Genomic DNA, 20,415 nt, shown 5'->3' with positions numbered 1-20,415 from the left:
ACCTGTTTGATTCATGACTTACTACCAGGCCGGCCCGACAACGTCGAGACGGACACACCGGTCCGAGATCAACGACGCAGCGGCCCGATCCCTACCGGCCCCGCCGCGCCGACACCTGGCAGGATCGCCAGGTACCGGATCCGGCGGCCGGCAAACCGACTACCGAGCGGACGCCGAGAGCCGAGCGGACAGTGACAACGGGGGACAACCGATGACTCCACTGACGGTGGTGACCGGCGGCAGCCGCGGAATCGGCGCCGCGACCGTACGACACCTCGCCACCGCCGGACACGACGTCGTCTTCTGCTACCGCCGCGACGCCGAAGCCGCCGACGCCGTACTCCGCGACGTCACCGCCGCCGGACGCCGGGGCCTCGCCGTCCGCGCCGACACCACCGATCCCGACCAGGTGGTACGACTCTTCGACGCGGCCCGGCAACTCGGCGAGCCCACCGGCCTGGTCAACAACGCCGGAGTCACCAGCCCGGTCGGCCCATTGCAAGACCTAACCCTCACCGACCTGCGCCGCGTCGTCGACGTCAACCTCATCGGCTACATCCTCTGCGCCCAACAGGCCGCCCGCCGGTTCCCCTCCGGCGGAGCCATCGTCAACGTCTCCTCGGCAGCGGCCACCCTCGGCAGCCCCGGCGAATACGTGCACTACGCCGCCGCCAAGGCCGCCACCGACGCCCTCACCGTCGGCCTGGCCAAAGAACTCGCCCCCCGGGGGATCCGGGTCAACACCGTCGCACCCGGCACCATCGACACCGACATCCACACCATCTCCGGGGTACCCGACCGGGCACAGCGGGTCGCCAGCCGGATCCCGCTCGGCCGCGCCGGCCGAGCCGACGAGATCGCCGCCGCGATCGTCTGGCTCCTCGGCGACGGCGCCTCCTACACCACCGGTGCGGTACTCCGGGTCGCCGGCGGCCTGTGACCCGACCCGGCAACGCCGCCGCAGCGACGCCGCAGGCAGCCCTCGACTGGGCAAACTTCGGCACGCTATGGCACGATTCGGCTGGTGAACAGCACACCAGCCGAGACGCAGCACCTGCGCGACCTCGTTCGGCTGCGTCGCGTCCGGGACCGGATCGACCGGGAGTACGCCCAGCCGCTGGACGTCGAGGCGCTCGCCCGCGGTGTGAGCATGTCCGCCGGACACCTCAGCCGACAGTTCCGGCTTGCCTACGGAGAGTCACCGTACGCCTACCTGATGACCCGGCGCATCGAACGCGCCATGGCGCTACTACGCCGTGGCGACCTCACCGTCACCGAAGTCTGTTTCGCGGTCGGCTGCTCGTCACTGGGCACCTTCAGCACCCGCTTCACCGAACTCGTCGGCGTACCACCGAGCACCTACCGGGCCCAGACCGCCGACGCGACCGGGGAGATGCCCCCGTGCCTGGCAAAACAGGTCACCAGACCGATCAGGAATCGAGAAGCACGGCCCCGAGAGCCGCAACTAGCGTGACGGCCATGGACATCAACATTCACGCGGCCTTCCTCCCGCACACCGACCCGGACGCCGCCCTGGCCTTCTACCGCGACACCCTGGGCTTCGAGGTCCGCAACGACGTCGGATACGCCGGAATGCGGTGGATCACCGTCGGCCCCGCCAAACAGCCGGAAACCTCCATCGTCCTGCACCCGCCCGCCGTCGACCCCGGCATCACCGACGACGAGCGCCGCACCATCCTCGAACTGATCGCCAAGGGCACCTACACCGCCATCACCCTCGCCACCGACGACCTCGACGGCCTCTTCGACCGGCTGCAGGCCAGCGGCGCCGACGTCGTCCAGGAGCCGACCGACCAGCCCTACGGCGTCCGCGACTGCGCCTTCCGCGACCCCACCGGGAACCTGATCCGCATCAACCAGCGCCACTGACGCCCAACCGGCACACCAGACCACAAGCGCCACACCAGACCACAACCGGCACCGACGCCACCGACCCGCCGACCATCGGCGAGACCGTCACCGACCCCGGCCCCGGCCCCGTGATCACGCCAGCAACGCCCACGGCGCCCGCGGACGCGGACCGCCTGACAAGGAGAGACACCGCAGCATGGCCAAGAGGACGGACACCCAAACGCCAACGCCACACGCGGCCGACAGCCACGACCTGATCCGCGTGCACGGCGCCCGGGAGAACAACCTCAAGGACGTCAGCGTCGAGATCCCGAAGCGCCGGTTGACAGTATTTACCGGCGTCTCCGGCTCCGGCAAGAGTTCCCTGGTCTTCAGCACCATCGCCGCCGAGTCGCAGCGCATGATCAACGAGACGTACAGCGCCTTCGTCCAGGGCTTCATGCCGACACAGGCACGGCCCGAGGTCGACGTACTCGAAGGGCTCACGACCGCGATCATCGTCGACCAGGAACGGATGGGCGCCGACCCCCGCTCCACGGTCGGCACCGCCACCGACGCCAACGCCATGCTCCGGATCCTCTTCAGCCGGCTCGGCGAACCACACATCGGCCCACCCAGCGCGTTCGCCTTCAACGTCGCCTCGGTCCGCGCCAGCGGCGCGATCACGGTCGCCGGCAAAACCACCAAACAGACCTTCACCCGCACCGGCGGCATGTGCCCGCGCTGCGAGGGCCGCGGCAAGGTCTCCGACATCGACCTCACCCAGCTCTACGACGACTCGAAGTCGATCGCCGAGGGCGCCTTCACCATCCCCGGCTGGAAGTCGGACAGCTGGTGGACCGTGCGCACCTACGCCGAGTCCGGCTTCCTCGACCCCAACAAGCCGATCCGCGACTTCACCAAGCAGGAGATGCGCGACTTCCTCTACCGGGAGCCGACCAAGGTCAAGGTCGAGGGCGCCAACCTCACCTACGAGGGACTGATCCCCAAAATCCAGAAATCGTTCCTCTCCAAGGACCGGGAGGCGATGCAGCCGCACATCCGCGCCTTCGTCGACCGGGCCGTCACCTTCACCACCTGCCCCGAATGCGGCGGCAGCCGGCTGAGCGAAGCCGCCCGCTCGTCCCGGGTCAAGGGCGTCAACATCGCCGAGGCATGCGCGATGCAGATCAGCGACCTGGCCGAATGGGTACGCGACCTCGACGAACCGTCGGTCGCACCGCTGCTCGCCGCACTCCAGCAGACCCTCGAATCGTTCGTGGAGATCGGCCTCGGCTACCTCTCGCTCGACCGCCCGTCCGGCACCCTGTCCGGCGGCGAGGCCCAGCGCACCAAGATGATCCGCCACCTCGGCTCCTCACTCACCGACGTCACCTACGTCTTCGACGAGCCCACCATCGGCCTGCACCCACACGACATCCAGCGGATGAACGAACTGCTGCTACGGCTGCGCGACAAGGGCAACACCGTACTCGTCGTGGAACACAAACCCGAGACGATCGCCATCGCCGACCACGTCGTCGACCTCGGCCCCGGCGCCGGCACCGCCGGCGGCACCGTCTGCTTCGAGGGCACCGTCGAAGGACTGCGGACCAGCGGCACCGTCACCGGCCGCCATCTCGACGACCGGGCCGACCTCAAGAAGACGGTACGCAAGCCCACCGGAAAACTTCCGATCCGCGGTGCGGCCGCGAACAACCTGCGCGAGGTCGACGTCGACATCCCACTCGGGGTACTGGTCGTCGTCACCGGCGTCGCCGGCTCCGGCAAGAGCAGCCTCGTACACGGATCCATCCCCGCCAAAGCCGGCGTCGTCTCCATCGACCAGGCCGCGATCCGCGGCTCCCGACGAAGCAACCCGGCGACCTACACCGGACTGCTCGACCCGATCCGCAAGGCGTTCGCGAAGGCCAACGGGGTGAAGCCCGCCCTGTTCAGCGCCAACTCCGAAGGCGCCTGCCCCAACTGCAACGGCGCCGGCGTCATCTACACCGACCTGGCGCTGATGGCCAGCGTCGCCACCACCTGCGAGGAGTGCGAAGGCAAGCGGTTCGAGGCCTCCGTACTGGAGTACCACCTCGGTGGCCGCGACATCAGCGAGGTACTCGCGATGCCGGTGACCGAGGCCGAGGAGTTCTTCGACACCGGCGAGGCCCGCACCCCGGCCGCGCACGCCATCCTGCGCCGGCTCGCCGACGTCGGACTCGGCTACCTCAGCCTCGGCCAGCCGCTCACCACGCTCTCCGGCGGCGAGCGGCAGCGACTCAAGCTGGCCACCCACATGGCGGAGAAGGGCGGCATCTACGTCCTCGACGAGCCAACCGCCGGCCTGCACCTCGCCGACGTCGAGCAACTGCTCGGCCTGCTCGACCGGCTCGTCGACTCCGGCAAGTCGGTCATCGTCGTCGAGCACCACCAGGCGGTGATGGCGCACGCCGACTGGATCATCGATCTCGGGCCCGGCGCCGGGCACGACGGCGGACGGGTCGTCTACCAGGGCACCCCTGCCGATCTCGTGGCCGGCCGCTCCACCCTCACCGGCCAGCACCTCGCCGCCTACGTCGGCCGCTGACCAGCACAATCCTTCTAAAAGATCATCGTCGATGGCTTCGGTCGTATCCGGGTGGACTCGGCCACCGTATCGATCTCGCAGGGGGAGGAGCCGGGATGCTTCGGCGGTGAGCCGGACCGGGCATCGGACTGGTCGCGGTGCCGGTCGGGCCCGGCCGGGGGTCGCAGTGTGCTGTCGCCGCTTGGCAGCGAGGATGCTGGCCGGCACGGCCCGCCGGGGCGCATGCGGGTATTTCTCGCGGCCGGCAGGATCGGGCTCGGCTTTCGGCCCACCTCAGCGCAAGTCGATAATGTACATTATGTCAAGTAGTCGACCTTCGGCCCCTCATCGGTCGGCAGGACCGACGCCCTCCGGGGCGCGGAGACTTCCACCGTCGACCCGGCACCCAACCCGACCTGACACCGCCGGCCGCGACGAACAGGCGGACGGCCGCCGGCACGCACCCGGCGCCCCGGTCGCGGTTCCACAGCGGCGACGAAGACCTCCCGATGACGTCCCCAGGGGCCGATCCGGCCCGGCCCCGGTCGACCCCTCTCCCCGTTCGTGGCCGAGACCCGCCGCCCGACCGCCGACTCCAAGATCTCTTCGTTGACCAAATCACTCCAATCATGCATAATATTCGTTATGCAGGACAAAGAGGACTTTCTGCTACTCCCCCTGATCGAGCAGTTCCTGACCTCTCGTGCCACCCGCAAGCCCTCCCCGCACACGCTGGCGGCGTACCGGCGAGATCTGCTGGCGGTCGCCCGGTTGGTCGCCGACGACCCGACCACTCCCCTCCCCCTGTCGGCGCTGCCGATTCGTGCCCTGACCACCCGATCACTGCGAGCGGCCTTCGCCCGGTTCGCCGCTCCTCGGGCCGCCGCCTCGATCTACCGAGCCTGGTCCACCTGGAACGGATTCTTCGACTTCCTCGTCGCCGAGCAGGTGGTGACCGGCAACCCGATGCCCGCCGTGGACAAGCCCAGGGTGCCCCCTTCCCCGCCGAAGCCGCTGCGCGGCGACCGCACGCCGGAGCAACTGCTCACCGGGGTCGTCGAATCGGACCGGCGTCAGCGTGATCCGTGGCCGGAGCGGGACCTCGCGGTGCTGGCCCTGGCGCTCTGCGCGGGGCTGCGCCTGGCCGAGTTGCTGGCGTTGCGCACGGGGTCGCTGGTCGGTCGCGACGGTGAGCGCCGGGTCGAGGTGACCGGGAAGGGCAGCCGCTCCCGGTTGATTCCGGTGGAGCCGGAGCTCGACCGGGTGATCGCGGACTATCTGGAGAGCCGGCGTCGCCGGTTCGGCTCCCGGACCGTCGGGCCGGACTCGGCACTGCTGGTCGACCGGGAGGGTGCGCCGCTGCGTCGGGGTGGTCTGCAGTATCTGGTGGAGTCCTGCTATCGGCGGGCCGGGATCACCGACCGGGTGCCGGCGGGGGCGCGGCTGCACGCGCTGCGGCACACCTTCGCGACCCGGTTGGCCGAGGACGGGGCGAGCGCTCCGGAGATCATGCGGCTGCTGGGGCACGCGAGTCTGGCGACGAGTCAGGGCTACATCGAGGTCACCGCCGATCAGGAGCGGGCGGCGGTGCGGGCGAACCGGACGAACCGGTCGCTGGGCCGGCTGTTGTCGGGTAGGTCCGGTTAGCGGGGTGCGGCGCTGAGGGCTGGAGGCGGGGCGTACCAGGTGCGAGACGCGAGGTAACCGGGCCGAGGGCTAGGCTTCTCGCATGCCGAGGTGGCGTATGCCGAGGTGGCGATGGCGCGGCCGGGCGGCGGATGCGGTTCTGGTGTTGGTCGTCGCCGTGGTCGGGTTGGTCGGTCTGGTGGTGCAGTCCGCCGGTGTCGACACTCCCGCCGAGTGGGTGGCGCTGCTGGCGGTGCTGGTCTCCTCCGCTGCGCTGTACGTCCGTCGCCGGCATCCGGTGCCGGTGGGTGTGCTGGCGTTGTGCGCGGTCGGCGGGTACGGGTTGTTGCTGCACCGGCCCGGTCCGATCATGCTGGTGTTCGTCGTGGCCCTCTACACCGTTGTCGACGAGGGTTATCTCGCGGTGGCGATCGGCCTCGGTCTGGCCTCGGTGGTCGCCTTCGCGGTCGCGGACGGTTCCGGCCGGGCGGCCGGTGGCGGGAACGGGGCGACGCTGTTGCACGCCGGTTGGCTCGTTGCGGTGATCGTCGGTGTCACCCGGAATCGTCGGGCCTATCTGGCGGAGGCGCGGGCCCGGGTGCTGGCCGCGGAGCAGGGTAGGGAGGAGGAGGCGCGGCGGCGGGCGACCGAGGAGCGATTGCGGATCGCTCGGGAGTTGCATGACGTGCTCGGTCACCATCTTTCGCTGATCAATGTGCAGGCGAGTGCGGCGTTGCATCGTCCGGATCCGGTCCGGTCCGCGGAGGCGCTGGTCGCGGTCAAGCAGGCGAGCAAGGAGATGCTGGGTGAGTTGCGTACGGCGTTGGGGGTGCTGCGGCAGGAAGGTGGGCCGGGGCTGGGTCGCCTCGGTGATCTGGTGTTGACGGCCGGGCGGTCCGGGGTGGAGGTCCGTACGGAGGTGGCGGGGATCGGGGTGTTGCCTGCGGAGGTCGATCTGGCGGCGTACCGGATCGTTCAGGAGGCGCTCACCAATGTGACCCGGCATGCGGGGGCGAGGGTGGCGGTGGTGCGGGTGCGGTCCGATGGTGGGTGTGTGGTGGTGGAGGTCGAGGACGACGGTTGCGGTGTGCCGGGGGTGCCGGGTAACGGGATTCTCGGGATGGGTGAGCGGGCCCGGGCGTTGGGTGGTTCGCTGACCGCGGGTCCCGGGCCGGGGGGTGGGTTCCGGGTCTGTGCCCGGCTGCCGTTGCGGTCGGGTCCGGTGTCGGCGGGGTTGCGGTCGGGCGTGCCGGCTGTTCCCGGGTCGGGGTCGGTCGGGCGGGGCGAGTCGGGGGGCGCGGAGTGATCCGGTTGCTGCTCGCCGACGACCAGACGCTGGTCCGGGCCGGGTTCAGGTCCATTTTAGAGGGCGAGGACGGCTTCGAGGTGGTCGGTGAGGCCGCCGAGGGTGCCGAGGCGGTGCGGCTGGCCCGGCGGTTGCGGCCGGATGTCGTACTCATGGACATCCGGATGCCCGGGTTGGACGGCCTGGCGGCGACCGGGGAGATCGTCGCGAGTTCCGACGTCCGGGTGATCATCTTGACCACGTTCGATCTGGACGATTATGTCTACGGTGCGTTGCGGGCGGGCGCGAGCGGGTTCCTGGTCAAGGACACCGAGCCGGCGGAGTTGATCCACGGGGTGCGGGTGGTGGCGCGTGGTGACGCGCTGATCGCGCCGTCGATCACTCGCCGGCTGATCGCCGAGTTCGCGGCTCGGGTGCGGCATCCGGATCCGGGGCCGCGGTTGCGGGCGCTCACCGAGCGGGAGCGGGAGGTGTTGGCGCTGGTCGCCGCCGGGTTGTCCAATGACGAGATCGCGGCGCGGCTGGTGTTGAGCCCGGCCACCGCCAAGACGCATGTCAGCCGGATTCTGACGAAGACCGGGGTCCGGGACCGGGCCCAGTTGGTGATCCTCGCCTACGAGTCGGGGCTGACCGTGCCCGGGTGGTTGGCTCGTTCCTGACCACGTTCTTCGCGGCGTCGACCCGGCGCGAGGGCCGGGTCGACGCGGGTCGGGTGCGGGTCAGCCGGTGCGGCGGGTGCGGGTCAGCGTCAGCGCGCCGAGCGCCGTGCTGAGTAGGCCCAGTGCCAGGGCGACGAAGGCGCCGCCGAGCCCGTTGCCGGTGCCGATGCCCCCGTCGGAGGTGGCCACCACCACCGCGCCGATGACCATGGCGAGCGGGCCCAGGATCAGGGCCGCGACTGCTCCGTGTCGGCGGGAGCCGGTGCCGGTTCGTCCGGCGGCGCGGAAGCGGGCCAGTCCGCCGGCGACGATGCCGGCCAGTCCCAGCAGCCCGGCCACGATGGAGCCGATTCGTCCGGGGCTCATGGTGTAGGCGCTGGCGGCGGTTGGCTGGCTGGCGGCGTGCGCGGCGGCCGGTGCGGCGAGCCAGAGCCCTCCGAGCAGGGCGGTGGTGGCGGCAAGCAGGTGACGGACGGACATCGGGGTTCCTTCCCTTGCATGACGGGTGGCTGCCGGCAGCGTATGGACCGGTGTGGTCGTGGGTCGTCATGCCGGGGTTGTGGGTTGGCCTACCGCCGGGGTCGTACGTGCGGCGGGTGCCGTGCCGCCACGGGGGTGTCCGTCGTGGCGCCGCGTCGCGTCGGGGTGGGAGGTGGGCGCGTGCTCCCGGGGCGGTCCGGGGACGGGTCGTGCTGACTCTTGTGCCGGTCGCCGGGCCGTCCGGGCGGGGTGGGCTGGCGGTCAGGCGAGGTCGACGACGAGCGGGCGGTGGTCGGAGATGGTGGCGATCGGGGCGTCGGCGGCGGTGACCGCGGGCAGTGGGTGTCCGTCGCGTGGGTCGGCGAGGATGTGGTCGAGTTGGACCCGGGGTTGCCTGGCCGGGTAGGTGGGGCGGCGGGCCAGGGAGCGCCAGCCGGAGACGAGGGTGGCGAGTCCGGCGGGCAGGTTGAGGTCGCCGAGCAGGATCCGGGGTGGGGGCAGGGTGCGCAGGGCGCGGACGACCTGGCGTAGTTGTCGGATGTTCCAGCCGGGTACGAAGGACAGGTGGGTGGCGGCGGCGGTGATCGGCCCGTAGGGGGTGTCGACGATGGCGGCGAGGACGACCCGGGGTTCGTCGCGGAGCAGGATGAGGCCGCCGTGTGGGCCGGGGTCGAGCACCGGGGAGCGTACGGGTGCGGAGGCGAGCCGGGTGACCTGCCAGGAGCGGACCGGGTAGCGGCTGATCAGGCCGATGCCGTAGAGGGGTTCGCCGTGGCCGTCGTCGTCGTGGGTCAGTGGCCGGAACCGTTCGCCGGGGGTGCCGACGACGGCGGCGGCGAAGCGGTGTTCGGGGGCGTTCATCGCCTGGGCGGCGATGGTGGTCAGGTCGAGGTGGTTGCTGCGGGACTGGTCCCGGTCGACCTCCTGCAGGGCCAGGATGTCGGCGTCGAGGGTGGCGACCGCGGTGGCGAGCCGGGTCTCGTTGACGAGGCCGTCGTGCGGGGATCTGCCGTGCAGCAGGTTGAAGGTTGCCAGGCGCACCTGCACACCTTACGGCGGGATGTGCGACAGTTTCGGCGTGGTTGTCAAAGCGCTGTGTTGTTCCGCGTTGCTGTTCGTGGGGCTGGGTGGGGTCGGCGTCTGGTTGCGGCGTCGGCGGGGTCGCTGAGCCGGGGGCGGGTCGGGGTCATCGGTCGGGGGTGGCGAACCGTCCGGCGCGGATCTCTCGGAGGGCGCGGCGTCGGGTGTCGCCGCGCAGGGTGTCGACGTAGAGGCGGCCGGCGAGGTGGTCGGTCTCGTGTTGGAGGGCGCGGGCGAGGAAGCCGCTGCCGGTGATGGTGAGGGGTTCGCCGTACTGGTCGAAGCCGTGTGCGGTGGCGTGCATGGCGCGTGGGGTCGGGAAGTAGAGGCCGGGGACGGAGAGGCAGCCTTCGTCGTCGTCCTGCCCTTCGGCGGAGAGTTCGAGGGTGGGGTTGATCAGGTGGCCGCGGTTTCCGTCGGCGTCGTAGACGAAGACCTGGGCGCTGATGCCGATCTGGGGTGCGGCGACTCCGGCTCGGCCGGGTGCGCCGAGGAGGGTGTCCATGAGGTCGGTGACCAGGTCGCGTAGTTCGGCGTCGAAGCTGGTGACCGGTTCGCACGGGGTGCGGAGCACGGGGTCGCCGATGATCCGGATTGGCCGCATCGTCATGGCCGGAACCTTATCGGTTCGTTACCGGGGTGGTTGGGCCGGCGCGCGGTGGTGGGTGGTGGCCTGCGGGTCGTGCTCCGGGGCGGGGTCGGCCGGGACTCCTCGTACGTCGGAGATTTCCGTACGCCATACGGTATAATGGCCGCCGGGGTGGCGCCCGGCGGAGGGCGGTTCGCGGGGGCGGGCGAGGGGGCAAGGGCGGAGATGACGTCGGACGCCGGGAGACTGTCCGTGGACGGGCGCGCGGGTGCCCCGGACCAGCGGTGGCTGGCCGGCTGCGCGGTGGTGTTCGAGCCGGCCGATCCGCCCCGCGCCGGTGTGCTGGCGTTCTGGCGCCCCGACGGCGGCGGGCTGCCCGACGACGGGCCGGGCCGGGGTGGCGAGTTGACGGTCGCCGTACCGGACGGGGCCGGCGTGCGGACCACGGTGGTGCCGGCGCTCCGGCTGGCGGTCGGCGACGCACTGCCACTGCTGCTGGCCGACCCGGGCCCGCCGGTCGATCCGGCGCTGGCGTACTGGGCGGCGGCGGCGCGGCTGGCCCTGCACCTGGTGGCCCGGCGCCGGATCCTGCCGACGGTCTCCCCCGCCGGCTTCGACGCCTGGACGGTCGGGGCGTTGGACGCGGCCGACGCGGGCCGGATCCGGGACCTCACGGCGGCGATGCCGGCCCGGGCCCGGGCGAACCCGGTCGCGGCGGCCGGGCCGGCGCCGTCCGACCCGAGGCTGCCGGACGCGGCCGGCCTGCTCCGCGGTTTCCTCGACGCGGTCGCCGACACCCTGCCCCGGTCCCCCGCCGCCCGGCACGCCGCCGGCACCGACGCGTTCGCCGCGGCGGCGCCGCAGTCGGTACCGCGGCTGCGCGGCTGGGCCGATGAGGTCCGGGCCGGTCTCGACTCCGGCGTGCGGGTCTCGGTGCGGCTGGAACCGGTCGACGGCGACCTCACCCGGCCCGGCCTGCGGGCGGTGGCGCAGGTGCACAGCCTCGTCGACCCGGCGCTGGTGGTCGACGCCGCCGCGCTGTGGGACGGCGATGTCACCGGGTTCGGGCCCCGGGCCCGGCTCGACACCACGCTGGCGATCCGCCGCGCCGCCGACGTCTGGCCACCGCTGCGGCACCTGCTCGACGCCGCCGCCCCGGGCGACCTTCTGCTGACCGACGAGGAGGTCACCGAGCTGGTCACCGGGGCGGCCGGCCGGCTCGACGCGGCCGGGGTGGCGGTGCACTGGCCCCGGGAGCTGGTCACCGGGCTCTCCTCCCGGGCGGTGCTCGGCGCCGGGCAGGCGGCGCCGTCGGATCTCGCCACCTTCTTCGACGGTGACGGGCTGCTCCGCGTCGACTGGCAGCTCGCGCTCGGCGGGCGGCCGCTGACCGCCGCCGAACTGGACCTGCTCGCCGAGGCGCACCGGCCGGTGGTCCGGCTGCGCGACCAGTGGGTCCTGGTCGACCCGAAGCTGGCCGCCCGGGCCCGTAAGCCGGCGCTGCCGCCGGTCGGCGCGATCGAGGCGCTCGGCGCCGCGCTGACCGGGACGGTCGAGGTCGACGGGCGGCCGGTCGAGGTCGACGTCACCGGTTGGCTGGAGGGGCTGCGGCGGCGGATCACCGACCAGCGGCGGGACGCCGCCGCGGACTCGGAGCCGCCGGACGCCGGCGTCGACCCGGAGCGGGTCGGGGTGCCGGCCGGGCTGACCGCCACGCTCCGGGACTACCAGCTGCGCGGGCTGCGTTGGCTGGCCCGGATGACGGCGCTCGGGCTGGGCGGCTGCCTCGCCGACGACATGGGGCTCGGCAAGACCGTGACGCTGATCGCGCTGCACCTGCACCGGCAGGCGGACCCGGTGACGGCCGGCCCGACCCTGGTGGTCTGCCCCGCCTCGCTGCTGGGCAACTGGGAGCGCGAGATCGGTCGGTTCGCCCCCGGTACCCCGGTGCGCCGGTTCCACGGCGGCCGGCGCAGCCTCGACGCGCTGGCCGGCGGCTTCCTGCTGACCACGTACGGAACGATGCGCTCCGATGCCGACCGGCTCGCCGCCGTACGGTGGGGCCTGGTCGTCGCCGACGAGGCGCAGCATGTGAAGAACCGCGCCTCGGGTACCGCCCGGGCGCTGCGCCGGATCCCGGCCGCCGCCCGGGTCGCCCTCACCGGCACCCCGGTGGAGAACAACCTGACCGAGCTGTGGGCGATCCTGGACTGGACCACGCCCGGGCTGCTCGGCCCGCTGCCCCGGTTCCGGGCGAGGTGGGCGGCGCCGATCGAGTCCGGGCGGGATCCGGCGGCGGCGCAACGGCTGGCCCGGCTGATCGCGCCGTTCCTGCTGCGCCGTCGCAAGTCGGATCCGGGGATCGCGCCGGAGCTGCCGCCGAAGACCGAGACCGACCATCCGGTCGGGCTGACGAGCGAACAGGCCGGCCTGTACGAGGCGGTGGTCCGCCAGGCGCTGGCGCGGATCCGGGACAGCACCGGGATGGCCCGCCGTGGTCTGGTGTTGGAACTGCTGACCTCGTTGAAGCAGGTCTGCAACCATCCGGCGCACTACCTGCGGGAGACGCGGCCCCGGCTGGCCGGCCGTTCCGGCAAGCTGGAGCTGCTCGACGAGCTGGTCGACACGATCCTTGCCGAACACGGCGCGGTGCTGGTCTTCACCCAGTACGTCGCGATGGCCCGGTTGCTCGAACGGCACCTCGGCGACCGGGGCGTACCGGCCCAGCTGCTGCACGGCGGCACCCCGGTGGCCCGCCGCGACGAGCAGGTACGCCGGTTCCAGGCCGGTGAGGTGCCGGTGTTCCTGCTGTCGCTGCGGGCGGCCGGGACGGGGCTGAACCTGACCCGGGCCGACCATGTGGTGCACTACGACCGGTGGTGGAACCCGGCCGTGGAGGAACAGGCCACCGACCGGGCGTACCGAATCGGGCAGGCCCGGCCGGTGCAGGTGCACCGGCTGGTCACCGAGGGGACGGTCGAGGACCGGATCGCCGCGCTGCTGTCGGTCAAGCGGGACCTGGCCGACGCGGTGCTGGCCGGCGGCGAGGCCGCGCTGACCGAACTCTCCGACGCCGATCTGGCGTCCCTGGTCGAGTTGCGGGGGTCGGCATGACCGGGGCCGTCGGCCGGCTGCGGTGCTCCGAACCCGCCGGTGGGCCCGGACCGGATGTGGAGGGTGGTGGCGAATGAGCGGCGACGACCGGATCCGGGGCTTCCCGGCGTTCCCGCCGGGGCGGCGTGCCCGGAGCAGCCGCTCCTGGTGGGGTGAGGCCTGGATCCGTGCCCTGGAGGAGACCTCGCTGGACCAGACCCTGCTGCGCCGGGGGCGGCGGTCGGCGTCGGCCGGGCACGTCGGCTCGATCACCGTCAGCCCGGGCCGGATCGCGGCCGAGGTGCACGACGGGGTGCCGGACCTGCCGCACCGGACCCGGGTCTTCGTGGAGCCGATGACCGACGCGCAGTGGTCCCGGTTCCTGGACCAGGTGGCGTCGAGGGCCGGGCACATCGCCGCGCTGCTGGACGGGGAGATGCCGCGCGAGCTGGCGTCGTCGGCCGACGACGCCGGCATCGCCCTGCTGCCGGGGCTCGGCGACCTGCAGCCGGAGTGCGACTGCCCCGAGTGGGCCGCGGCGGCGTGCCGGCACGCGGCGGCGCTCTGCTACCAGGTGGCCTGGCTGCTCGACGCCGATCCGCTCCTGCTGCTGCTGATCCGGGGCCGGGGCGCCCGGGAGGTCCTCGCCGAGCTGCGTCGCCGGGCCGGGCGGCCGGTGGCCGCACCGCCGGAGGTGCCGACCGGTCGCCCCGGCGGCGGGGTGCCGGCCGGGCCGGTGTACGCCCGACCGGATCCGCCGCTGCCGGATCCGCCGCCACCGGTGGAGCCGGTGCTGCCGGGTCCGGTGTTGCCGGACGCGCCGGGGATCGCGGCGGAGGTGCTGCGCGGGCTGGTCGACAACGCCGCCGTCCGGGCCGCCGCGCTGCTCGGCGCCGCCCCGGACGGCGACGGGCCGCCGCTGGTGCTGCCGGAGCGGGTGGACGCGGTCCGGCTCGCCGTCGGGGCCGGCGGCCCGGTGCTGGCCCGGCTGCGGCAGGCCGCCGGCCGTACCGGTCGGGAGTTCGGCCGGGCGGTACGGGCCTGGGAGTACGGCGGGCACACCGGCCTGGCGGTGCTGGACGAGCCGTGGTCCCCGCCGCCGGTACGGCTGGCCCGGGCCCGGGCCGAGTTGGCTGCCGGCTGGGCCGGTGACGATCCGCCGCAGCCGCAGGTGTGGCGTAACCGGTGGACGTTTCCCCGGCATCGGCTCCAGTTGCGGTACGGACCCGACGGCCGCTGGTACCCGTACCGGGAGCTGACCGACGGGGACTGGTGGCCGGCCGGGGTTCCCCGGGTCGACCCGGCCGACGCGCTGGCCGACCTGCTCGGCGACTGACCGGAGAGCATCTTGTCCGCCGCAACCGCCGCTGTGCCGGCCCGTCGGGTACGACTGGCGCGCGTCGCGGTCGCCGCGCTGTTCCTGTGCAACGGCGCCGTCTTCTTCAACGTCGTGCCCCGCTATCCGCAGATCAAGGCCGATCTGGGGCTGAGCAACGCGGTGCTCGGCGTCGCCCTGGCCGGCTATCCGGTCGGGGCGCTGCTGGCCGGGCTGTTCGCCGGCGCTGCCATCCGCCGCTTCCGGTCCGCGCGGGTGGCCGTGTTCGGTGTCGTCGCGACCACCGCCGCGGCTCTGGCGATTTCCGTGGCGCCGACCTGGATCGTGTTCGGTGCCGTGCTGTTCGTCGTTGGCGCGCTCGACGCCGTCGTCGACGTCGCGCAGAACGCGCACGGCCTGCGGGTGCAGCGCCGCTACGGCCGGTCGATCCTCAACTCGCTGCACGGGGTGTGGAGCATCGGCGCGGTCATCGGCGCGCTGATGGGTTCGGCCGCCGCCGGCCTGCGGCTTGCACTGGCGGTCCATCTGGGCATCTCCGCGGCACTGTTCAGCATCGTCGCCCTCGTCGCCTACCGGTTCCTGCTGCCCGGCCCGGAGGACACCGAACGCGAGACCGAGGCTCGCACCAGCGCCGCCGCCGAAGGTCATCCCGCCGGCCCACCGGGTGAGCGCCGCGCCCGGCGCTTCCTGCCGGGTGCGGCGGCGCGGGCGCTGGCCGTGCTCGGTGTGCTCGCCGCGTGCGGCTCACTCGTCGAGGACGCCGGCACCTCGTGGGGGGCGATCTTCCTCCGGGACGACCTGCACAGCGGGGCGGCCACCGCCGGGATGGCGGTGGTGGCCTTCCAGAGCGCGATGACCATCGGCCGGCTCGCCGGGGACCGGGTGGTGGACCGCCTCGGCCAGCGCACCGTCGCCCGGGCCGGCGGTGTCCTCGCCGCCGTCGGCATGGGCGCGGCGCTCGCCGTGCCCACCGTCGGTACCGCGCTGGCCGGGTTCGGCCTCGCCGGGTTGGGCTTCGCCACCCTGGTGCCGGCGGCCATGCACACCGCCGACGAACTGCCCGGGCTGCCCGCCGGTACCGGTCTGACCGTCGTCAGCTGGCTGCTGCGGGTCGGGTTCCTGGTCTCGCCACCGCTGGTCGGGTTCGTCGCCGACCTCACCAGCCTGCGCGTCGGTCTGCTCACCGTCGTCGCCGCCGGTGTCACCGCCGTCGGACTGGCCGGGGTGCTGCTCGACCGCACCCGCTGACCGGCTGCGCGACCGGGGTCGCCGCCGCGGTGGAACCGCTGCGGGCCGGTGACGGTCAGTCGCACGCACCGGAGCTGCCGCGGGTCGGCGACGTCAGCGGCTCCGGTGCGGGTCGGCGAGGATGGCCCGGACCGGGCCGGACTTGGCGGCCGCCTCGGCGACCTCCGCCGCCGGGTCGCTGCCCCAGGTGATGCCGCCGCCGGCCCAGACGTGCACCCGGTCGGCGTCGACCGCGGCGGTCCGGATGGTCAGCCCCAGGTCGATCCGGTCCGGGCCGATCCAGCCGAGCCCGCCCATGCTGGCGCCCCGGCCGACGGGTTCCAGGACGGCGATCTGGGCCAGCGCGGCGAGCTTGGGTGCTCCGGTGACCGACCCGCCGGGGCACACCGCGCGGAGCAGGTCGGCCAGCCCTCGTCCGTCGGCGATGGTGGCCGAGACGGTCGACTCGGCCTGCCACAGGTCGGACCAGCGCCGGATGGTGTAGAGCCGGTCGACCCGGACGGTGCCGGTACGGGCGATCCGGGCCAGGTCGTTGCGTTCCAGGTCGACGATCATCACGTGTTCGGCGCGTTCCTTGGCGGACTCCAGCAGCTCCCGCCGGCCGGGACCGGTCGCCGGTCGGGTGCCCTTGATCGGCCTGGTGTAGACGCGGCCGTCGGCGACCTCGACCAGAGTCTCCGGGGAGGCGCAGCCGATCGCCCAGCCGGCGCCGGTGAGCACGCCGCCGTACCGGGCGCCGGGTAGCCGGGCCAGTCGGCGCAGCGCCGGCAGCGGGTCCCCGGTGTACCGGGCGCAGCCGTGGCCGACGACGTTGACCTGGTAGATGTCGCCGGCGGCGATGGCGTCCCGGGCCCGCCGGACCGCGTCGGCGTGCCGACGTGGCGTCCAGCTCTCAGTCCAGGGGCCGAGTTCCCAGCCGTCGGTGCGGTGCCGGGGGTGGCCGGTCGCCGGGGCGGTGCCGTGCCGGTAGACCACCGCGACGAGGTCGGGGACGGCCGGTGCCGGGCTGGCCGGGCCGGGGGCCGCGCCGACCATCCGGGCGCCGGCGGCGGCGGAGACGAAGACGGCGGCGCCGCAGACGGTGTCCGTCGGGCGGTGCACGCCGGGGCGGGTCAGGTCGCGTACCGGCAGGCCGTGGCCGGCGAGAAACTCCTCCAGCAGCGTGGCCGGGTCGTCCGGGCCGTCGGCCCGGCACTGCAGCCGGTCGTGTTCGACGAGTCGGGGTACGCAGCCGGCGGGCGCTCCCGGCGGCGACGCGAATGGGAGCGCTTCCACGACGTACGGCTCGATCTGCCTCATCCGAAAAGTGGATTCTTCCGGTCAGAGACGGATACCCGCTCGTCATTACTGGGCGTGAAGGGGTACCGTCCGTCACTGGTCATGTGAACCATGCCACACCGCCCCATAGTCCGGAGACCCCGATGTGCCAGCACGAACCGACCTGCCCCTCCGCCGAAGCGACCGACCGGGAGGCGGCCCGCGTCCTCGCCTGCTTTCGTGAGCAGGGGTGGAGCCTGCTCTGCAATGGCGTCATCCTCTTCGAGGACACCGGCGAGCTGCTGCCCGACGGCAGCACCATAGCGCCGCACCGCGGTCCGGCCCGGCACGCCCTGGTCGGCTGATTCATCACTCAATGTGACCGGCCGGCGCATGGTGTGCCGGCCGGTCGGTCGTTTGTCAGTTCTCGAACGCCTCCGGGGGTGGGCAGGCGCAGACCAGGTTCCGGTCGCCGTACGCGCCGTCGACGCGGCGCACCGGCGGCCAGTACTTCGTCCGCCGGTCGACCCCGCCCGGATGGCCGCCCAGCGACCGTGGGTACGGGTGCGGCCACTCGTCGCCGGTCACCATCGCCGCGGTGTGCGGCGCGTTGGCCAGCGGGTTGTCCCCGCTCGGCCACTCACCCGAGCCGACCTTGTCGATCTCCGCACGGATCGCGATCATGGCGTCGCAGAATCGGTCGAGTTCGGCGAGGTCCTCACTCTCGGTCGGCTCCACCATCAGGGTGCCGGCGACCGGGAACGACATCGTCGGGGCGTGGAAGCCGTAGTCGATCAGCCGCTTCGCCACGTCGTCGACGCTGACCCCGGTCGCCTTGGTCAGCGGCCGCAGGTCGAGGATGCACTCGTGCGCGACCAGGCCCTTGTTGCCGGCGTAGAGCACCGGATAGTGGCCGCGCAGCCGGGCCGCGACGTAGTTGGCGGCCAGTACCGCCACCCCGGTCGCCCGGCGCAGCCCGTCCGGCCCCATCAGCCGCAGGTACGCCCACGGGATCGGCAGGATCCCGGCCGAGCCGTATCGGGCCGCCGAGATCGCCGGCCGGTCCGACCCGAACGGGTCGCCGGGCAGGTAGCGCGCCAGGTGGGCGCGGACCGCCACCGGGCCGACCCCGGGCCCACCGCCGCCGTGCGGGATGCAGAACGTCTTGTGCAGGTTCAGGTGCGACACGTCGGCGCCGAAGCGGCCCGGCTTGGCGTATCCGAGCAGGGCGTTGAGGTTGGCGCCGTCGACGTACACCTGGCCGCCGGCGTCGTGCACCCGGGCGCAGAGCGTGGCGATACCGCCCTCGTACACCCCGTGCGTGGACGGGTAGGTGACCATGATCGCGGCGAGGGTGTCCCGGTGCGCCTCGATCTTGCGGTCGAGGTCGGCCAGGTCGACGTCGCCGTCGGCGTCGCAGCCGACCACCACCACCCGCATCCCGGCCATCGCCGCGCTGGCCGCGTTGGTGCCGTGCGCCGAGGACGGGATCAGGCAGACGTTCCGGTGCCCCTCACCCCGGTCGCGGTGGTAGGCGCGGATCGCCAGCAGGCCGGCGAGTTCGCCCTGCGAGCCGGCGTTCGGCTGCACGCTGACCGCGTCGTAGCCGGTCACCTCGGCGAGCCAGCCCTCCAGGGTGGCGACGAGGTCGCGGTAGCCGGCGGTCTGCTCCTTCGGAGCGAGCGGGTGCACGTCGGCGAACTCGGGCCAGCTGATCGGCTCCATCTCGCTGGTGGCGTTCAGCTTCATGGTGCAGGAGCCGAGCGGGATCATGCCCCGGTCCAGGGCGTAGTCGAGGTCGGCGAGCCGGCGCAGGTAGCGCAGCATCGCGGTTTCGCAGTGGTGTGACCGGAAGACCGGGTGGGTCAGGTAGTCGCTGGTCCGGGCGAGGTCGGCCGGCAGCGCGGACGACGGCGCCGCGGCCGGCGGGGTCACGACCTGTCCGGCGACGGCGCCGAAGGCGTCCCGGACCACCGCCAGGTGCGCCTCGGTGGTGGTCTCGTCGCAGGCGATCCCGACCTGGTCGGCGTCGACCAGCCGCAGGTTGATCCCGCGCCGTCCGGCCTGCGCGACCACCTCGGCGGCCCGACCGGGGATCCGGGCCAGCACGGTGTCGAAGAACGCCTCGTGCACCACCTCGACGCCGTCGACGGTGCGCAGCCCGGCGGCGAGGCCGACCGCCCGCCGGTGGGTCTGTTCGGCGATCGCCCGCAGCCCGGCCGGGCCGTGGTAGACGGCGTACATGCTGGCCATCACGGCGAGCAGGACCTGGGCGGTGCAGATGTTGCTGGTCGCCTTCTCCCGGCGGATGTGCTGTTCCCGGGTCTGCAACGCCAGCCGGTAGGCGGGGTCGCCGGCCGCGTCCCGGGAGACCCCGACCAGCCGGCCGGGCAGCATCCGCTCCAGGCCGGCCCGGACCGCCAGGTAGCCGGCGTGCGGGCCGCCGAAGCCCATCGGTACGCCGAACCGCTGGGTGGTGCCGGCGGCGATGTCGGCGCCGATCTCGCCGGGTGGGCGCAGCAGGGTCAGCGCGAGCAGGTCGGCGGCGACCGTCACCAGCGCCCCGGTGGCGTGCGCGACCCCGACCAGCGGGGCGTGGTCGCGGACCGCGCCGGAGGCGCCCGGATACTGCAGGTGCAGGCCGAAGAACTCCTCCGGCAGCGGCTCGGTGCGCAGGTCGAGGACCCGGACCTCGATGCCGAGCGGTTCGGCCCGGGTGCGGAGTACGGCGAGGGTCTGCGGCAGGGTGTCGGCGTCGACGACGTACACGCTGCTCTTGTTCCGGGCGGCGCGACGGGCCAGCGTCATCGCCTCGGCCGCGGCGGTGCCCTCGTCGAGCATGGAGGCGTTCGCGGTGGCCAGCCCGGTCAGGTCGGTGACCATGGTCTGGAAGTTCAGCAGCGCCTCCAGCCGACCCTGGCTGATCTCCGGCTGGTACGGCGTGTAGGCGGTGTACCAGGCCGGGTTCTCCAGGACGTTGCGGCGGATCACCGCCGGGGTGTGGGTGCCGAAGTAGCCGAGTCCGATCATCGAGACGGCGACGGTGTTCCGGGCGGCCAGTGCGCGCAGTTCGGCGGCCACCTCCTGCTCGGTGGCGGCCGGCGGCAGGTCGAGGCTGCCGGTCCAGCGGATCGCCTCGGGGATCGCGGCGTCCATCAGGTCGTCGATCGAGTGGTAGCCGACGGTCTCCAGCATCCGGCGCATCGCGTCGGCGTCGGGACCGATGTGCCGGTCGGCGAACTGCCCGCCGTCGCGGGTGGGGTACTGCGCTGTGGTCATGGGGGACACTCCCGGGCGAGGTCGACGCTGCAACCTCCC

The 20,415-nt window shown here is 73.1% G+C and carries 16 protein-coding genes; 11 read left to right on the top strand and 5 right to left on the bottom strand.

Going from position 1 to position 20,415, the window contains the following annotated elements:
- The first annotated feature begins 211 nt into the window (after positions 1–211).
- The 7 genes from EV371_RS17465 (at position 212) to EV371_RS17435 (ending at position 8,014) form a co-directional block, all read left to right on the top strand.
- Entirely contained in the window at positions 212–940 is a 729-nt protein-coding gene (locus tag EV371_RS17465; protein ID WP_130462979.1) for an SDR family oxidoreductase, read from the top strand.
- 84 nt (positions 941–1,024) lie between these two features.
- Complete coding sequence (locus EV371_RS17460) at positions 1,025–1,474, top strand: helix-turn-helix domain-containing protein (RefSeq protein WP_130462978.1); 450 nt, start codon at positions 1,025–1,027, stop codon at positions 1,472–1,474.
- Between the two features lie 5 nt (positions 1,475–1,479).
- Positions 1,480–1,890: a VOC family protein gene (locus EV371_RS17455; RefSeq protein ID WP_130462977.1), complete on the top strand. Its 411-nt coding sequence runs from the start codon at positions 1,480–1,482 to the stop codon at positions 1,888–1,890.
- Between the two features lie 178 nt (positions 1,891–2,068).
- Positions 2,069–4,444, top strand: a complete 2,376-nt coding sequence (locus tag EV371_RS17450) for an excinuclease ABC subunit UvrA (protein WP_130462976.1) — start codon at positions 2,069–2,071, stop codon at positions 4,442–4,444.
- 624 nt (positions 4,445–5,068) lie between these two features.
- Positions 5,069–6,070, top strand: a complete 1,002-nt coding sequence (locus EV371_RS17445) for a tyrosine-type recombinase/integrase (RefSeq protein WP_130462975.1) — start codon at positions 5,069–5,071, stop codon at positions 6,068–6,070.
- Between the two features lie 82 nt (positions 6,071–6,152).
- On the top strand, positions 6,153–7,355 hold the full coding sequence (locus EV371_RS17440) for a sensor histidine kinase (RefSeq protein ID WP_486484663.1): 1,203 nt from the start codon (positions 6,153–6,155) through the stop codon (positions 7,353–7,355).
- Positions 7,352–8,014: a response regulator gene (locus tag EV371_RS17435; RefSeq protein ID WP_130462974.1), complete on the top strand. Its 663-nt coding sequence runs from the start codon at positions 7,352–7,354 to the stop codon at positions 8,012–8,014. Before EV371_RS17440 ends, EV371_RS17435 begins: the two co-directional genes overlap by 4 nt.
- Before the next feature lie 60 nt (positions 8,015–8,074).
- Here EV371_RS17435 and EV371_RS17430 read toward each other — a convergent pair whose 3' ends face one another.
- The 3 genes from EV371_RS17430 to def form a co-directional block, all read right to left on the bottom strand.
- Positions 8,075–8,494, bottom strand: a complete 420-nt coding sequence (locus EV371_RS17430; protein ID WP_130462973.1) for a DUF6223 family protein — start codon at positions 8,492–8,494, stop codon at positions 8,075–8,077.
- Positions 8,495–8,755: 261 nt separating this feature from the next.
- Entirely contained in the window at positions 8,756–9,535 is a 780-nt protein-coding gene (locus EV371_RS17425) for an endonuclease/exonuclease/phosphatase family protein (RefSeq protein ID WP_130462972.1), read from the bottom strand.
- Between the two features lie 145 nt (positions 9,536–9,680).
- Positions 9,681–10,184: a peptide deformylase gene (gene def, locus EV371_RS17420; RefSeq protein WP_130462971.1), complete on the bottom strand. Its 504-nt coding sequence runs from the start codon at positions 10,182–10,184 to the stop codon at positions 9,681–9,683.
- A gap of 231 nt (positions 10,185–10,415) precedes the next feature.
- Here def and EV371_RS17415 point away from each other — a divergent pair, with 231 nt between their 5' ends.
- The 3 genes from EV371_RS17415 (at position 10,416) to EV371_RS17405 (ending at position 15,840) form a co-directional block, all read left to right on the top strand.
- The gene (locus tag EV371_RS17415; RefSeq protein ID WP_486484662.1) at positions 10,416–13,277 is read left to right on the top strand and encodes a DEAD/DEAH box helicase; all 2,862 of its coding nucleotides are present in this window, start codon (positions 10,416–10,418) and stop codon (positions 13,275–13,277) included.
- A gap of 73 nt (positions 13,278–13,350) precedes the next feature.
- A complete protein-coding gene (locus EV371_RS17410; RefSeq protein ID WP_130462969.1) occupies positions 13,351–14,592 on the top strand; it encodes an SWIM zinc finger family protein in 1,242 nt (413 codons plus the stop codon).
- Between the two features lie 12 nt (positions 14,593–14,604).
- The gene (locus tag EV371_RS17405; RefSeq protein WP_207230524.1) at positions 14,605–15,840 is read left to right on the top strand and encodes an MFS transporter; all 1,236 of its coding nucleotides are present in this window, start codon (positions 14,605–14,607) and stop codon (positions 15,838–15,840) included.
- A 93-nt stretch (positions 15,841–15,933) separates the two neighbouring features.
- Here the strand turns inward: EV371_RS17405 and EV371_RS17400 are convergent, their stop codons facing one another.
- Positions 15,934–17,139, bottom strand: a complete 1,206-nt coding sequence (locus tag EV371_RS17400; protein WP_130462968.1) for a chorismate-binding protein — start codon at positions 17,137–17,139, stop codon at positions 15,934–15,936.
- 122 nt (positions 17,140–17,261) lie between these two features.
- Here EV371_RS17400 and EV371_RS17395 point away from each other — a divergent pair, with 122 nt between their 5' ends.
- On the top strand, positions 17,262–17,462 hold the full coding sequence (locus EV371_RS17395) for a DUF5999 family protein (RefSeq protein WP_101365960.1): 201 nt from the start codon (positions 17,262–17,264) through the stop codon (positions 17,460–17,462).
- A gap of 55 nt (positions 17,463–17,517) precedes the next feature.
- On the opposite strand, the gene gcvP is transcribed toward EV371_RS17395, so the two are convergent.
- Entirely contained in the window at positions 17,518–20,376 is a 2,859-nt protein-coding gene (gcvP, locus tag EV371_RS17390) for an aminomethyl-transferring glycine dehydrogenase (protein ID WP_130462967.1), read from the bottom strand.
- Positions 20,377–20,415 lie beyond the last annotated feature (39 nt).

It is taken from the genome of Plantactinospora sp. CNZ321, from assembly GCF_004217235.1.
The sequence above is the reverse complement of the archived record's forward strand: the minus strand, read 5'-3'. Positions and strand labels throughout refer to the sequence as shown.

What these genes read in the sequence shown, in the direction of transcription:
- EV371_RS17430 (WP_130462973.1), bottom strand. Translation starts at nt 8,494, where the DNA reads ATGTCCGTCCGTCACCTGCTTGCCGCCACCACCGCCCTGCTCGGAGGG.
- EV371_RS17445 (WP_130462975.1), top strand. Translation starts at nt 5,069, where the DNA reads ATGCAGGACAAAGAGGACTTTCTGCTACTCCCCCTGATCGAGCAGTTC.
- EV371_RS17455 (WP_130462977.1), top strand. Translation starts at nt 1,480, where the DNA reads ATGGACATCAACATTCACGCGGCCTTCCTCCCGCACACCGACCCGGAC.
- def (WP_130462971.1), bottom strand. Translation starts at nt 10,184, where the DNA reads ATGACGATGCGGCCAATCCGGATCATCGGCGACCCCGTGCTCCGCACC.
- EV371_RS17400 (WP_130462968.1), bottom strand. Translation starts at nt 17,139, where the DNA reads ATGAGGCAGATCGAGCCGTACGTCGTGGAAGCGCTCCCATTCGCGTCG.
- EV371_RS17410 (WP_130462969.1), top strand. Translation starts at nt 13,351, where the DNA reads ATGAGCGGCGACGACCGGATCCGGGGCTTCCCGGCGTTCCCGCCGGGG.
- EV371_RS17465 (WP_130462979.1), top strand. Translation starts at nt 212, where the DNA reads ATGACTCCACTGACGGTGGTGACCGGCGGCAGCCGCGGAATCGGCGCC.
- EV371_RS17450 (WP_130462976.1), top strand. Translation starts at nt 2,069, where the DNA reads ATGGCCAAGAGGACGGACACCCAAACGCCAACGCCACACGCGGCCGAC.
- gcvP (WP_130462967.1), bottom strand. Translation starts at nt 20,376, where the DNA reads ATGACCACAGCGCAGTACCCCACCCGCGACGGCGGGCAGTTCGCCGAC.
- EV371_RS17395 (WP_101365960.1), top strand. Translation starts at nt 17,262, where the DNA reads ATGTGCCAGCACGAACCGACCTGCCCCTCCGCCGAAGCGACCGACCGG.
- EV371_RS17440 (WP_486484663.1), top strand. Translation starts at nt 6,153, where the DNA reads ATGCCGAGGTGGCGTATGCCGAGGTGGCGATGGCGCGGCCGGGCGGCG.